This is a genomic window from Escherichia sp. HH091_1A (assembly GCF_030295175.1).
In the GTDB taxonomy this organism is placed as follows: domain Bacteria; phylum Pseudomonadota; class Gammaproteobacteria; order Enterobacterales; family Enterobacteriaceae; genus Escherichia; species Escherichia coli_F.
On record NZ_AP025747.1, the window covers coordinates 4634794 to 4649243 of the forward strand.

13 protein-coding genes are annotated in these 14450 nt (G+C 52.3%); all 13 read left to right on the forward strand.

What is annotated here, in order from left to right; all coding sequences use genetic code 11:
• Nucleotides 1–81 precede the first annotated feature (81 nt).
• The 13 genes from rho (at nt 82) to wecG (ending at nt 14361) form a co-directional block, all read left to right on the forward strand.
• Nucleotides 82–1341 carry a transcription termination factor Rho gene (rho, locus tag QUF14_RS23085; RefSeq protein ID WP_001054527.1) on the forward strand — a complete coding sequence of 420 codons (1260 nt, stop codon included), beginning with the start codon at nt 82–84 and terminating at the stop codon, nt 1339–1341.
• 239 nt (nt 1342–1580) lie between these two features.
• Complete coding sequence (gene wecA / locus QUF14_RS23090; protein WP_001050960.1) at nt 1581–2684, forward strand: UDP-N-acetylglucosamine--undecaprenyl-phosphate N-acetylglucosaminephosphotransferase; 1104 nt, start codon at nt 1581–1583, stop codon at nt 2682–2684.
• An 11-nt stretch (nt 2685–2695) separates the two neighbouring features.
• Nucleotides 2696–3742, forward strand: coding sequence for an ECA polysaccharide chain length modulation protein (gene wzzE / locus QUF14_RS23095; protein ID WP_001355381.1), 1047 nt, complete (start codon nt 2696–2698; stop codon nt 3740–3742).
• A gap of 55 nt (nt 3743–3797) precedes the next feature.
• Nucleotides 3798–4928, forward strand: a complete 1131-nt coding sequence (gene wecB, locus QUF14_RS23100; RefSeq protein WP_001364316.1) for a non-hydrolyzing UDP-N-acetylglucosamine 2-epimerase — start codon at nt 3798–3800, stop codon at nt 4926–4928.
• The gene (gene wecC, locus QUF14_RS23105; RefSeq protein ID WP_000006603.1) at nt 4925–6187 is read left to right on the forward strand and encodes a UDP-N-acetyl-D-mannosamine dehydrogenase; all 1263 of its coding nucleotides are present in this window, start codon (nt 4925–4927) and stop codon (nt 6185–6187) included. The genes wecB and wecC overlap by 4 nt, the downstream gene beginning before the upstream one ends.
• Entirely contained in the window at nt 6187–7254 is a 1068-nt protein-coding gene (rffG, locus tag QUF14_RS23110) for a dTDP-glucose 4,6-dehydratase (protein ID WP_001226579.1), read from the forward strand. Before wecC ends, rffG begins: the two co-directional genes overlap by 1 nt.
• Nucleotides 7255–7272: 18 nt before the next feature.
• Complete coding sequence (gene rfbA, locus QUF14_RS23115) at nt 7273–8154, forward strand: glucose-1-phosphate thymidylyltransferase RfbA (protein ID WP_000676063.1); 882 nt, start codon at nt 7273–7275, stop codon at nt 8152–8154.
• Nucleotides 8132–8806 (forward strand): dTDP-4-amino-4,6-dideoxy-D-galactose acyltransferase, encoded by a 675-nt coding sequence (gene rffC / locus QUF14_RS23120; protein WP_001145144.1) that lies wholly within the window; start codon nt 8132–8134, stop codon nt 8804–8806. Before rfbA ends, rffC begins: the two co-directional genes overlap by 23 nt.
• A 4-nt stretch (nt 8807–8810) precedes the next feature.
• Complete coding sequence (gene rffA, locus QUF14_RS23125) at nt 8811–9941, forward strand: dTDP-4-amino-4,6-dideoxygalactose transaminase (RefSeq protein ID WP_000612062.1); 1131 nt, start codon at nt 8811–8813, stop codon at nt 9939–9941.
• Between the two features lies 1 nt (nt 9942).
• A complete protein-coding gene (gene wzxE / locus QUF14_RS23130; protein ID WP_000050277.1) occupies nt 9943–11193 on the forward strand; it encodes a lipid III flippase WzxE in 1251 nt (416 codons plus the stop codon).
• Entirely contained in the window at nt 11190–12269 is a 1080-nt protein-coding gene (rffT, locus tag QUF14_RS23135; RefSeq protein ID WP_000217225.1) for a TDP-N-acetylfucosamine:lipid II N-acetylfucosaminyltransferase, read from the forward strand. Before wzxE ends, rffT begins: the two co-directional genes overlap by 4 nt.
• Entirely contained in the window at nt 12266–13618 is a 1353-nt protein-coding gene (gene wzyE, locus QUF14_RS23140) for an ECA oligosaccharide polymerase (RefSeq protein WP_000055132.1), read from the forward strand. Before rffT ends, wzyE begins: the two co-directional genes overlap by 4 nt.
• Nucleotides 13619–13620: 2 nt before the next feature.
• The gene (gene wecG / locus QUF14_RS23145) at nt 13621–14361 is read left to right on the forward strand and encodes a lipopolysaccharide N-acetylmannosaminouronosyltransferase (RefSeq protein ID WP_001064039.1); all 741 of its coding nucleotides are present in this window, start codon (nt 13621–13623) and stop codon (nt 14359–14361) included.
• Nucleotides 14362–14450: the final 89 nt, after the last annotated feature.

The following is a 14450-nucleotide window of genomic DNA, read 5'->3' on the forward strand; positions in this document are numbered from 1 at the left end:
TAAACAGGCATGGATGATCCTGCCATACCATTCACAACATTAAGTTCGAGATTTACCCCAAGTTTAAGAACTCACACCACTATGAATCTTACCGAATTAAAGAATACGCCGGTTTCTGAGCTGATCACTCTCGGCGAAAATATGGGGCTGGAAAACCTGGCTCGTATGCGTAAGCAGGACATTATTTTTGCCATCCTGAAGCAGCACGCAAAGAGTGGCGAAGATATCTTTGGTGATGGCGTACTGGAGATATTGCAGGATGGATTTGGTTTCCTCCGTTCCGCAGACAGCTCCTACCTCGCCGGTCCTGATGACATCTACGTTTCTCCTAGCCAAATCCGCCGTTTCAACCTCCGCACTGGTGATACCATCTCTGGTAAGATTCGCCCGCCGAAAGAAGGTGAACGCTATTTTGCGCTGCTGAAAGTTAACGAAGTTAACTTCGACAAACCTGAAAACGCCCGCAACAAAATCCTCTTTGAGAACTTAACCCCACTGCACGCAAACTCTCGTCTGCGCATGGAACGTGGTAACGGTTCTACTGAAGATTTAACCGCTCGCGTACTGGACCTGGCATCACCTATCGGTCGTGGTCAGCGTGGTCTGATTGTGGCACCGCCGAAAGCCGGTAAAACCATGCTGCTGCAGAACATTGCCCAGAGCATTGCTTACAACCACCCGGATTGTGTGCTGATGGTTCTGCTGATTGACGAACGTCCGGAAGAAGTCACCGAGATGCAGCGTCTGGTAAAAGGTGAAGTTGTTGCTTCCACCTTTGACGAACCCGCATCTCGCCACGTTCAGGTTGCGGAAATGGTGATCGAGAAGGCGAAACGCCTGGTTGAGCACAAGAAAGACGTTATCATTCTGCTCGACTCCATCACTCGTTTGGCGCGTGCTTACAACACCGTTGTTCCGGCGTCAGGTAAAGTGCTGACCGGTGGTGTGGATGCCAACGCCCTGCATCGCCCGAAACGCTTCTTCGGTGCGGCGCGTAACGTGGAAGAGGGCGGCAGCCTGACCATCATCGCTACCGCGCTTATCGATACCGGTTCCAAGATGGACGAAGTTATCTACGAAGAGTTTAAAGGTACAGGCAACATGGAACTGCACCTCTCTCGTAAGATCGCTGAAAAACGCGTCTTCCCGGCAATCGACTACAACCGTTCCGGTACCCGTAAAGAAGAGCTGCTCACTACTCAGGAAGAGCTGCAGAAAATGTGGATCCTGCGCAAAATCATTCACCCGATGGGCGAAATCGATGCCATGGAGTTCCTCATTAATAAACTGGCGATGACCAAGACCAATGACGATTTCTTCGAAATGATGAAGCGCTCATAAATTTGTCTTATGCCAAAAACGCCACGTGTTTACGTGGCGTTTTGCTTTTATATCTGTAATCTTATTGCCGCACTGGCAATGTTAGGAAAATTCCTGGGTTTTGCTCGTGTGTTATGCAATTTGCATATCGAATGATTAATTTTTGCACAGGACTGGTGGGTTCGGAACGGACTTTCCCTTCTGAATAAAGGTCTTCGTGGTTATACTTCTGCTAATAATTTTCTCTGAGAGCATGCATTGTGAATTTACTGACAGTGAGTACTGATCTCATCAGTATTTTTTTATTCACGACACTGTTTCTGTTTTTTGCCCGAAAGGTAGCAAAAAAAGTCGGTTTAGTGGATAAACCTAACTTCCGCAAACGTCACCAGGGATTGATACCTCTCGTTGGGGGTATTTCGGTTTACGCAGGGATTTGCTTCACGTTCGGAATTGTCGATTATTATATTCCGCATGCATCTCTCTATCTCGCTTGTGCCGGTGTGCTTGTGTTCATCGGTGCGCTGGATGACCGTTTTGATATCAGCGTAAAAATCCGTGCCACCATACAGGCCGCTGTTGGCATTGTTATGATGGTGTTCGGCAAACTTTATCTCAGTAGCCTGGGTTATATCTTTGGCTCCTGGGAGATGGTGCTCGGACCGTTTGGCTACTTCCTGACGCTATTTGCCGTCTGGGCGGCAATTAATGCTTTCAACATGGTTGATGGCATTGATGGCTTGCTGGGCGGGTTGTCCTGCGTCTCGTTTGCAGCAATCGGTATGATTTTGTGGTTCGACGGGCAAACCAGCCTCGCTATCTGGTGCTTTGCGATGATCGCCGCCATCCTGCCCTATATCATGCTCAACCTTGGTATCCTGGGTCGCCGCTACAAAGTCTTTATGGGTGATGCGGGCAGTACGCTGATTGGTTTTACCGTTATCTGGATCCTGCTCGAAACGACTCAGGGAAAAACGCACCCAATAAGCCCGGTTACTGCATTATGGATTATCGCCATTCCGCTAATGGATATGGTGGCGATTATGTACCGTCGCCTGCGTAAAGGCATGAGCCCATTCTCTCCTGACCGTCAGCATATTCACCATTTGATCATGCGTGCCGGGTTTACTTCCCGCCAGGCGTTTGTGCTGATTACCCTTGCCGCAGCACTGCTCGCTTCAATTGGCGTGCTGGCAGAATACTCTCATTTTGTCCCGGAATGGGTCATGCTGGTGCTCTTTTTGCTAGCATTCTTCCTCTATGGATATTGCATTAAGCGTGCCTGGAAAGTTGCTCGCTTTATTAAGCGCGTAAAACGCAGACTGCGTAGAAATCGTGGTGGCAGCCCCAATTTAACCAAATAAATGAGGATGTGATGACACAACCAATGCCTGGGAAACCGGCCGAAGACGCTGAAAATGAACTGGATATTCGTGGGTTGTTTCGTACCTTGTGGGCTGGGAAGCTGTGGATTATTGGCATGGGGCTGGCGTTTGCGTTAATCGCGCTGGCGTATACTTTTTTTGCTCGTCAGGAGTGGAGCTCGACGGCGATTACCGATCGTCCAACAGTGAATATGCTGGGAGGATACTACTCGCAGCAGCAATTCTTGCGTAACCTGGACGTCCGTTCGAACATGGCTTCTGCCGACCAACCATCGGTCATGGATGAAGCCTATAAAGAGTTTGTTATGCAACTGGCCTCGTGGGATACCCGCCGCGATTTCTGGTTGCAGACAGACTATTACAAACAGCGGATGGTCGGGAACAGCAAAGCCGATGCGGCGTTGCTGGATGAAATGATTAACAACATCGTGTTTATTCCCGGTGACTTCACGCGTGCGGTCAATGATAGCGTTAAGCTGATTGCCGAAACCGCGCCTGACGCTAATAACCTGTTACGTCAGTATGTTGCGTTTGCCAGCCAACGAGCAGCCAGCCATCTGAATGATGAGCTGAAAGGCGCATGGGCGGCGCGTACCATCCAGATGAAAGCTCAGGTGAAGCGTCAGGAAGAAGTGGCGAAAGCCATCTACGACCGCCGGATGAACAGCATTGAACAGGCGCTGAAAATTGCTGAGCAGCATAATATTTCGCGCAGTGCGACAGATGTACCTGCCGAGGAACTACCTGATTCAGAAATGTTCCTGCTTGGGCGTCCAATGCTCCAGGCGCGACTGGAAAATTTACAGGCCGTCGGTCCGGCCTTTGATCTCGACTATGATCAGAATCGGGCCATGTTAAACACCCTGAATGTTGGTCCAACCCTGGATCCGCGTTTTCAGACCTATCGCTATTTGCGTACGCCGGAAGAACCGGTAAAACGCGATAGCCCACGTCGTGCCTTCCTGATGATTATGTGGGGCATTGTCGGGGGGCTGATCGGGGCTGGTGTCGCATTAACCCGCCGTTGCTCGAAATAGCAACACTGCTGCGGTGAGCGCAAAGGCGCTCGCCGCTTATTCGAAGAGAATCGATGTGAAAGTACTGACTGTATTTGGTACGCGCCCGGAAGCCATCAAGATGGCGCCGTTGGTGCATGCGTTGGCAAAAGATCCTTTTTTTGAGGCTAAAGTTTGCGTCACTGCGCAGCATCGGGAGATGCTCGATCAGGTGCTGAAACTCTTTTCCATTGTACCTGACTACGATCTCAACATAATGCAGCCAGGACAGGGTCTGACAGAGATAACCTGTCGGATTCTGGAAGGGCTAAAACCTATTCTTGCCGAGTTCAAACCAGACGTCGTGCTGGTTCACGGCGATACGACGACGACGCTGGCAACCAGTCTGGCGGCGTTTTATCAGCGTATTCCTGTTGGTCACGTTGAGGCTGGTCTGCGCACGGGCGATCTCTATTCGCCGTGGCCGGAAGAGGCAAATCGTACATTGACCGGGCATCTGGCGATGTATCACTTCTCTCCAACCGAAACTTCCCGGCAAAACTTGCTGCGTGAAAACGTTGCTGACAGCCGAATATTCATTACCGGTAATACCGTTATTGATGCACTGTTATGGGTGCGTGACCAGGTGATGAGCAGCGATACGCTGCGTTCAGAACTGGCGGCAAATTATCCGTTTATCGACCCTGATAAAAAGATGATTCTGGTGACCGGTCACAGACGTGAGAGTTTTGGTCGTGGCTTTGAAGAAATCTGCCATGCGCTGGCAGACATCGCCACCACTCACCAGGACATTCAGATTGTCTATCCGGTGCATCTCAACCCGAACGTCAGAGAGCCGGTCAATCGCATTCTGGGGCACGTGAAAAATGTCATTCTGATCGATCCCCAAGAGTATTTACCGTTTGTCTGGCTGATGAACCACGCCTGGCTGATTTTGACCGATTCAGGTGGCATTCAGGAGGAAGCGCCTTCGCTGGGGAAACCAGTGCTGGTGATGCGTGAAACCACTGAACGTCCGGAAGCAGTGAAGGCGGGTACGGTGCGTCTGGTCGGCACGGATAAGCAGCGAATCGTCGAGGAAGTGACGCGTCTTTTAAAAGACGAAAACGAATATCAAACCATGAGCCGCGCCCATAACCCGTATGGTGATGGTCAGGCATGCTCTCGCATTCTGGAAGCGTTAAAAAATAATCGGATATCACTATGAGTTTTGCGACCATTTCTGTCATTGGACTGGGTTACATTGGACTGCCAACGGCGGCAGCGTTTGCCTCCCGGCAAAAACAGGTGATTGGTGTTGATATCAACCAACACGCGGTTGATACCATCAATCGTGGCGAAATCCATATCGTCGAGCCTGATTTGGCGAGCGTAGTAAAAACTGCCGTAGAAGGCGGTTTTTTACGAGCGAGCACGACGCCGGTTGAAGCGGATGCCTGGCTGATTGCTGTACCCACGCCGTTTAAAGGCGATCATGAGCCTGATATGGCTTACGTTGAATCGGCTGCTCGCTCCATTGCGCCAGTGCTGAAAAAAGGCGCGCTGGTGATCCTTGAGTCCACCTCGCCGGTGGGTTCAACCGAGAAGATGGCAGAATGGTTAGCAGAGATGCGTCCGGACCTGACTTTCCCACAGCAGGTGGGCGAGCAGGCGGACGTCAACATTGCTTACTGCCCGGAACGCGTGTTACCGGGCCAGGTTATGGTCGAGCTGATTAAAAACGATCGCGTGATTGGTGGTATGACGCCGGTTTGTTCGGCCCGTGCCAGCGAACTGTACAAAATTTTCCTCGAAGGTGAGTGTGTCGTCACTAACTCACGGACGGCGGAAATGTGTAAACTCACCGAGAACAGCTTCCGCGATGTGAATATCGCTTTTGCTAACGAACTGTCGCTGATTTGCGCCGATCAGGGGATTAACGTCTGGGAACTGATTCGCCTGGCGAATCGTCACCCTCGCGTCAATATTCTTCAACCTGGCCCTGGCGTGGGTGGTCACTGCATCGCTGTTGATCCGTGGTTTATCGTGGCACAGAATCCGCAGCAGGCGCGGCTTATCCGTACCGCGCGTGAAGTAAACGATCACAAACCGTTCTGGGTGATTGATCAGGTCAAAGCGGCGGTTGCCGACTGCCTGGCCGCTACCGATAAACGCGCCAGTGAGCTGAAAATTGCCTGTTTTGGTCTGGCGTTTAAACCGAATATTGATGACCTGCGCGAAAGTCCGGCGATGGAAATCGCTGAATTGATCGCTCAGTGGCACAGCGGCGAAACGCTGGTTGTTGAGCCTAACATTCACCAGTTGCCGAACAAACTGAATGGGCTTTGTACTCTGGCGCAGCTTGACGAGGCGCTGGCAACGGCAGATGTGCTGGTGATGTTGGTCGATCATAGTCAGTTCAAAGTTATCAATGGCGACAACGTCCATCAGCAGTATGTCGTCGATGCCAAAGGAGTGTGGCGCTAATGAGAAAGATTCTGATAACAGGCGGTGCCGGGTTTATTGGCTCGGCGCTGGTGCGTTATATCATCAACGAGACGAACGATGCGGTGGTGGTGGTCGATAAGCTGACCTACGCCGGAAACCTGATGTCGCTGGCACCGGTTGCGCAAAGCGATCGCTTTGCCTTTGAGAAAGTTGATATCTGCGATCGGGCAGAACTGGCGCGTGTTTTCACAGAACATCAGCCAGACTGCGTCATGCATCTGGCAGCTGAAAGCCATGTTGACCGTTCTATTGACGGCCCGGCAGCGTTTATCGAAACCAACATTGTCGGGACTTATACACTGCTTGAAGCGGCGCGGGCTTACTGGAATGCGCTGGCAGAAGACAAAAAATCGGCGTTCCGTTTTCATCATATCTCCACCGACGAAGTATACGGTGACCTGCATTCCACAGATGATTTCTTCACCGAAACCACGCCGTATTCGCCGAGCAGCCCTTATTCTGCTTCAAAAGCAAGCAGCGACCATCTGGTGCGCGCCTGGCTGCGGACCTACGGCCTGCCGACGTTAATCACCAACTGCTCTAATAACTACGGTCCTTACCACTTTCCGGAAAAACTGATCCCGCTGATGATCCTCAACGCGCTGGCGGGTAAACCGCTGCCGGTATATGGCAATGGGCAGCAAATCCGTGACTGGTTATATGTTGAAGATCATGCCCGCGCGCTGTATTGCGTGGTGACCACCGGGAAAGTCGGTGAAACCTATAATATTGGTGGTCACAACGAGCGTAAGAATCTCGAGGTTGTGGAAACCATTTGCGAGCTGCTGGAAGAACTGGCCCCGAATAAACCGCACGGTGTGGCGCACTATCGTGATCTGATCACTTTTGTCGCTGACCGTCCGGGGCATGACCTGCGCTATGCCATTGATGCTTCGAAAATTGCCCGTGAACTTGGCTGGCTGCCGCAGGAAACCTTTGAAAGTGGAATGCGTAAAACAGTGCAGTGGTATCTGGCTAATGAAAGCTGGTGGAAGCAGGTGCAGGACGGCAGCTATCAGGGTGAGCGTTTAGGTCTGAACGGCTAATTCTCAGCGGAGGCAAACATGAAAGGTATTATCCTGGCGGGCGGTTCCGGCACCCGATTGCATCCGATTACGCGCGGCGTATCGAAGCAACTGTTGCCGATTTACGATAAGCCAATGATTTACTATCCGCTGTCGGTGCTGATGCTGGCCGGTATCCGCGAAATTCTCATCATCACTACGCCGGAAGATAAAGGTTATTTCCAGCGCCTGCTGGGCGATGGTAGTGAGTTCGGTATCCAGCTGGAATATGCCGAACAGCCCAGCCCGGACGGTCTTGCGCAGGCCTTTATCATCGGTGAAACCTTCCTCAACGGTGAACCTTCTTGTCTGGTGCTGGGCGATAACATCTTCTTCGGACAGGGCTTCAGTCCGAAGCTGCGTCATGTTGCGGCGCGCACGCAAGGGGCGACGGTATTTGGCTATCAGGTAATGGATCCAGAACGCTTTGGCGTCGTGGAGTTTGACGACAATTTCCGCGCTATCTCTCTGGAAGAAAAGCCAAAACAGCCAAAATCAAACTGGGCGGTGACCGGGCTTTATTTCTACGACAGTAAAGTTGTGGAGTACGCAAAGCAGGTGAAGCCGTCGGAGCGTGGTGAACTGGAGATTACCTCCATCAACCAGATGTACCTTGAGGCAGGCAACCTGACCGTTGAACTGCTCGGGCGCGGATTTGCCTGGCTGGACACCGGCACACACGACAGCCTGATTGAAGCCAGTACCTTTGTACAGACGGTGGAAAAACGCCAGGGCTTTAAGATTGCCTGCCTGGAAGAGATTGCCTGGCGTAACGGCTGGCTCGATGACGAAGGTGTGAAGCGTGCTGCCAGTTCATTAGCGAAAACTGGCTACGGCCAATATCTGCTGGAGTTACTCCGTGCCCGTCCGCGCCAGTATTGAACCACTAGCCTGGGAAAATGCCTTCTTTGGCGTTAACAGCGCTATCGTGCGCATCACTCCTGATGCGCCACTCCTGACGCCAGACGCGTTAGCGCCGTGGTCACGAGTGCAGGCCAAAATTGCTGCATCAAATACTGTTGAGCTGGATGCCTTGCAACAGCTGGGATTCTGCCTGGTTGAAGGTGAAGTTGATTTGGCGCTACCCGTGAACAATGTCAGTGATAGCGGCGCAGAAGTGGCACAAGAGACAGATATTCCCGTATTACGTGAGTTAGCCAGTGCCGCATTTGCGCAAAGCCGTTTTCGTGCGCCGTGGTATGCGCCTGACGCCAGCGGTCGCTTTTATGCGCAGTGGGTTGAAAATGCCGTGCGCGGCACCTTTGATCATCAATGCCTCATTTTACGTTCGGCGTCCGGCGATATTCGCGGCTATGTCTCTTTACGGGAACTCAATGCGACAGATGCGCGAATTGGCCTGCTGGCTGGACGCGGTGCAGGTGCTGAGCTGATGCAAACAGCGCTAAACTGGGCGTATGCTCGCGGTAAAACAACTTTGCGGGTGGCGACCCAGATGGGCAACACCGCCGCGCTTAAACGATACATACAAAGTGGTGCGAATGTAGAAAGCACCGCGTACTGGTTATACAGGTGATCACATGATTCCATTTAACGCACCGCCGGTGGTGGGAACCGAACTCGACTATATGCAGTCGGCAATGGGTAGCGGCAAACTGTGTGGCGATGGCGGTTTTACCCGTCGCTGCCAGCAGTGGCTGGAACAACGTTTTGGCAGCGCCAAAGTGCTGTTGACGCCGTCCTGCACCGCTTCTCTGGAGATGGCGGCGCTGCTGCTCGATATCCAGCCTGGCGATGAAGTGATCATGCCGAGCTACACCTTTGTCTCCACCGCCAATGCCTTTGTGCTGCGTGGCGCGAAAATCGTCTTTGTGGATGTTCGCCCGGACACTATGAACATCGACGAAACGCTGATTGAAGCGGCGATCACCGACAAAACGCGCGTTATCGTGCCGGTCCATTACGCGGGTGTGGCCTGCGAAATGGACACCATTATGGCGTTGGCGAAAAAGTATAACCTGTTTGTGGTGGAAGATGCCGCTCAGGGTGTGATGTCCACTTACAAAGGGCGTGCGCTGGGAACCATTGGTCATATTGGCTGCTTTAGCTTCCATGAAACCAAAAATTACACGGCGGGCGGTGAAGGCGGCGCGACGCTGATTAACGATAAAGCGTTGATTGAACGTGCCGAGATCATCCGTGAAAAAGGCACAAACCGCAGCCAGTTCTTCCGTGGTCAGGTCGATAAATATACCTGGCGCGATATTGGCTCCAGCTATTTGATGTCCGATCTGCAAGCTGCGTACCTGTGGGCGCAACTGGAAGCAGCGGATCGTATCAACCAGCAACGTCTGGCGCTGTGGCAAAACTACTACGATGCGTTAGCGCCTCTGGCGAAAGCCGGGCGTATCGAGCTGCCATCGATTCCGGATGGCTGCGTGCAGAACGCGCATATGTTCTACATTAAACTGCGGGATATTGATGATCGGAGCGCGTTGATTAACTTTCTGAAAGAAGCGGAAATCATGGCGGTGTTCCATTACATTCCGCTGCACGGTTGCCCTGCGGGGGAACGCTTTGGTGAGTTCCACGGTGAAGATCGCTACACCACCAAAGAGAGCGAGCGCCTGCTGCGCCTGCCGCTGTTCTACAACCTGTCGCCCGTCAATCAGCGTACGGTAATTGCGACCTTGTTGAATTACTTCTCCTGATATGTCGTTGGCAAAAGCGTCCTTATGGACGGCGGCCAGTACACTGGTCAAGATTGGTGCAGGGTTACTGGTCGGTAAGTTGCTGGCGGTGTCATTTGGTCCGGCGGGGCTTGGGCTGGCGGCAAATTTCCGCCAGTTAATTACCGTGCTCGGCGTGCTTGCTGGGGCAGGCATCTTTAACGGCGTAACCAAATACGTTGCCCAGTACCATGATAATCCGCAGCAGCTGCGCCGCGTGGTCGGCACTTCATCAGCGATGGTGCTTGGCTTCTCTACGCTGATGGCGCTGGTTTTTGTGCTGGCGGCAGCGCCAATTAGCCAGGGATTGTTTGGTAATACCGACTATGTGGGGCTGGTGCGTTTAGTGGCGCTGGTGCAAATGGGGATCGCCTGGGGCAACCTGTTACTGGCGTTGATGAAAGGCTTTCGCGATGCCGCTGGTAATGCGTTATCGCTGATTGTCGGCAGCTTGATTGGCGTTATCGCTTATTATGTCAGTTACCGTTTGGGTGGTTATGAAGGGGCGTTGCTGGGGCTGGCGTTGATTCCCGCGTTGGTGGTGATTCCTGCCGTCATCATGTTGATCAAACGTGGTGCCATCCCGTTAAGCTATCTGAAACCCTGCTGGGATAACGGCCTGGCAGGGCAGTTGAGCAAATTTACGCTCATGGCGTTGATTACGTCGGTGACCTTGCCCGTTGCGTACATCATGATGCGTAAACTGTTGGCGGCGCAGTATAGCTGGGATGAAGTGGGTATCTGGCAAGGGGTGAGCAGTATTTCCGATGCCTACCTGCAATTTATTACGGCATCGTTCAGCGTATATTTGCTGCCCACGTTGTCGCGGCTAACGGAAAAGCGCGATATCACCCGGGAAGTGGTTAAATCGCTGAAATTCGTCTTACCGGCAGTGGCGGCGGCGAGTTTTACCGTCTGGTTGCTGCGTGATTTTGCTATCTGGCTGCTGTTGTCGAATAAATTTACCGCTATGCGCGATCTCTTTGCCTGGCAGTTAGTGGGTGATGTGTTAAAAGTGGGCGCTTATGTCTTTGGTTATCTGGTGATCGCCAAAGCGTCACTGCGGTTTTATATTCTGGCGGAAGTCAGCCAGTTCACTTTATTGATGGTATTTGCCCACTGGCTAATCCCTGCGCATGGTGCACTGGGCGCGGCACAGGCCTATATGGCAACCTATATCGTCTATTTTTCTCTTTGTTGTGGCGTGTTTTTACTCTGGCGTAGGCGGGCATGACTGTACTGATTCACGTACTGGGATCGGATATCCCTCACCATAACCGAACCGTTCTGCGGTTTTTCAACGACGCGCTGGCCGCGACGAGCGAGCACGCGCGCGAGTTTATGGTTGTTGGCAAGGACGACGGCTTAAGTGATAGCTGTCCGGCGCTTTCTGTGCAATTTTTCCCTGGGAAAAAATCGCTGGCGGAAGCGGTCATCGCGAAAGCAAAAGCTAACCGTCAGCAGCGATTTTTTTTCCACGGTCAGTTCAATCCCAAACTGTGGCTGGCTCTGCTGAGTGGGGGCATTAAGCCCAGCCAGTTTTACTGGCATATCTGGGGGGCAGACCTGTATGAGCTTTCCAGTGGCTTGAGATATAAGCTTTTTTATCCGCTGCGCCGTCTGGCGCAAAAGCGAGTCGGCTGTGTATTTGCCACTCGCGGTGATTTGAGTTTTTTTGCCAAAACGCATCCAAAGGTGCGGGGCGAACTGCTGTACTTCCCGACGCGGATGGACCCTTCTCTCAATACGATGGCGAACGATCGCCAACGTGAAGGGAAAATGACCATTCTGGTGGGGAACTCCGGTGACCGCAGCAATGAGCATGTCGCCGCCTTACGCGCCGTTCATCAGCAATTTGGCGATACGGTAAAAGTCGTGGTGCCGATGGGATATCCACCCAATAACGATGCATATATCAATGAAGTTCGCCTGGCGGGGCTGGCGTTATTCAGCGAAGAAAATCTGCAAGTTCTGAGCGAAAAACTGGAATTTGATGCCTATCTGGCGCTACTTCGTCAGTGCGATCTCGGTTACTTTATTTTTGCCCGCCAGCAGGGCATTGGTACGCTGTGCTTACTGATTCAGGCGGGTATTCCTTGTGTGCTTAACCGGGAAAATCCGTTCTGGCAGGATATGACGGAACAGCATTTGCCGGTGCTGTTTACTACCGACGATCTCAACGAGGATATTGTGCGTGAAGCGCAGCGCCAGTTGGCGTCGGTGGATAAAAACACCATTGCCTTCTTTAGCCCGAACTATCTGCAAGGCTGGCAGCGGGCATTGGCGATTGCCGCCGGGGAGGTCGCATGAGTCTGCTGCAATTCAGTGGCCTGTTTGTTGTCTGGCTGCTCTGCACGCTGTTTATTGCCACGCTGACCTGGTTTGAGTTTCGCCGTGTGCGCTTTAACTTCAATGTCTTCTTTTCATTGCTGTTTTTGCTCACCTTTTTCTTCGGCTTTCCGCTGACCAGCGTGCTGGTATTTCGCTTTGATGTTGGTGTTGCGCCGCCAGAAATCTTGTTGCAGGCGTTGCTTTCTGCGGGCTGCTTCTACGCGGTTTACTATGTCACCTACAAAACCCGCCTACGCAAACGCGTTGCTGATGTACCGCGCCGTCCGCTGTTTACCATGAACCGCGTGGAGACCAATCTCACGTGGGTGATCCTGATGGGCATTGCGTTGGTAAGCGTCGGCATCTTCTTCATGCACAACGGTTTTTTGCTGTTCCGTCTTAACTCCTACAGTCAGATCTTCTCCAGTGAAGTCTCCGGCGTGGCGTTAAAACGTTTCTTTTACTTTTTCATCCCGGCGATGCTGGTGGTTTATTTTCTGCGCCAGGACAGCAAAGCGTGGCTGTTTTTCCTCGTCAGCACGGTCGCCTTTGGCTTGCTGACTTATATGATTGTCGGCGGCACTCGCGCCAATATCATCATCGCATTCGCTATCTTCCTGTTTATTGGCATTATTCGCGGCTGGATTTCGTTGTGGATGCTGGCGGCGGCGGGCGTGCTGGGGATTGTGGGCATGTTCTGGCTGGCGCTAAAACGCTATGGAATGAATGTGAGCGGCGATGAAGCGTTCTATACGTTTCTCTATCTCACCCGCGATACCTTTTCGCCGTGGGAGAATCTGGCATTGCTGTTGCAGAACTACGACAACATCGACTTCCAGGGCCTGGCTCCCATTGTCCGCGATTTCTATGTCTTTATCCCTTCCTGGCTGTGGCCGGGTCGCCCGAGTATGGTACTGAACTCCGCCAACTACTTTACCTGGGAAGTGCTGAATAACCACTCCGGGCTGGCGATCTCGCCTACTCTTATAGGCTCACTGGTTGTTATGGGCGGCGCGTTGTTCATCCCGCTCGGGGCGATTGTGGTTGGACTGATCATCAAATGGTTCGACTGGCTGTATGAACTGGGCAATCGCGAAACTAATCGCTATAAGGCTGCGATATTGCACAGTTTCTGCTTCGGGGCGATCTTCAATATGATCGTGCTGGCGCGTGAAGGGCTGGATTCGTTTGTCTCACGCGTGGTCTTTTTTATCGTGGTCTTCGGCGCATGTCTGATGATCGCAAAACTGTTGTACTGGCTTTTTGAAAGCGCCGGACTCATTCATAAACGTACAAAATCATCGCTCCGGACGCAGGTTGAAGGATAACAATGAATAACAACACCACAGCACCGACCTATACGCTGCGTGGCTTACAGTTGATTGGTTGGCGTGATATGCAGCACGCCCTCGATTATCTGTTTGCTGACGGGCAGCTTAAGCAGGGAACGCTGGTTGCCATTAATGCCGAAAAAATGCTGACCATTGAAGATAACGCCGAGGTCAGGGAGTTAATTAATGCTGCCGAATTTAAATATGCTGATGGCATCAGCGTTGTACGTTCAGTACGTAAAAAGTACCCGCAGGCGCAGGTTTCCCGCGTTGCCGGGGCCGATCTCTGGGAAGAGCTGATGGCGCGCGCAGGCAAAGAAGGGACGCCGGTATTTCTTGTGGGCGGTAAACCTGAAGTGCTGGCGCAAACTGAAGCTAAACTGCGCAATCAGTGGAATGTGAATATCGTTGGCAGTCAGGATGGTTATTTTAAACCCGAGCAGCGTCAGGCGCTGTTTGAACGCATTCATGCCAGCGGAGCGCAAATCGTCACCGTCGCGATGGGATCGCCAAAGCAGGAGATCTTCATGCGCGACTGCCGTCTGGTGCATCCAGAAGCGCTGTATATGGGCGTTGGCGGGACTTACGATGTTTTCACCGGTCACGTGAAACGCGCACCGAAAATCTGGCAAACGCTGGGGCTGGAGTGGCTCTACCGCCTGCTTTCGCAGCCGAGCCGCATTAAGCGTCAGCTTCGTTTGCTGCGTTATTTACGCTGGCATTACACCGGCAACCTCTGATTTTCCTCTCTCTGTAAAGCGACGGAGTGGTCACTTCGTCGCCTGCCTGTCTTTTTATTACACAAAGCATTCAAATTTTTAATGCTTTA

What these genes read in the sequence shown, in the direction of transcription:
- rho (WP_001054527.1), top strand. Translation starts at nt 82, where the DNA reads ATGAATCTTACCGAATTAAAGAATACGCCGGTTTCTGAGCTGATCACT.
- wzzE (WP_001355381.1), top strand. Translation starts at nt 2,696, where the DNA reads ATGACACAACCAATGCCTGGGAAACCGGCCGAAGACGCTGAAAATGAA.
- wecC (WP_000006603.1), top strand. Translation starts at nt 4,925, where the DNA reads ATGAGTTTTGCGACCATTTCTGTCATTGGACTGGGTTACATTGGACTG.
- rffG (WP_001226579.1), top strand. Translation starts at nt 6,187, where the DNA reads ATGAGAAAGATTCTGATAACAGGCGGTGCCGGGTTTATTGGCTCGGCG.
- rfbA (WP_000676063.1), top strand. Translation starts at nt 7,273, where the DNA reads ATGAAAGGTATTATCCTGGCGGGCGGTTCCGGCACCCGATTGCATCCG.
- rffA (WP_000612062.1), top strand. Translation starts at nt 8,811, where the DNA reads ATGATTCCATTTAACGCACCGCCGGTGGTGGGAACCGAACTCGACTAT.
- wzxE (WP_000050277.1), top strand. Translation starts at nt 9,943, where the DNA reads ATGTCGTTGGCAAAAGCGTCCTTATGGACGGCGGCCAGTACACTGGTC.
- rffT (WP_000217225.1), top strand. Translation starts at nt 11,190, where the DNA reads ATGACTGTACTGATTCACGTACTGGGATCGGATATCCCTCACCATAAC.
- wzyE (WP_000055132.1), top strand. Translation starts at nt 12,266, where the DNA reads ATGAGTCTGCTGCAATTCAGTGGCCTGTTTGTTGTCTGGCTGCTCTGC.
- wecG (WP_001064039.1), top strand. Translation starts at nt 13,621, where the DNA reads ATGAATAACAACACCACAGCACCGACCTATACGCTGCGTGGCTTACAG.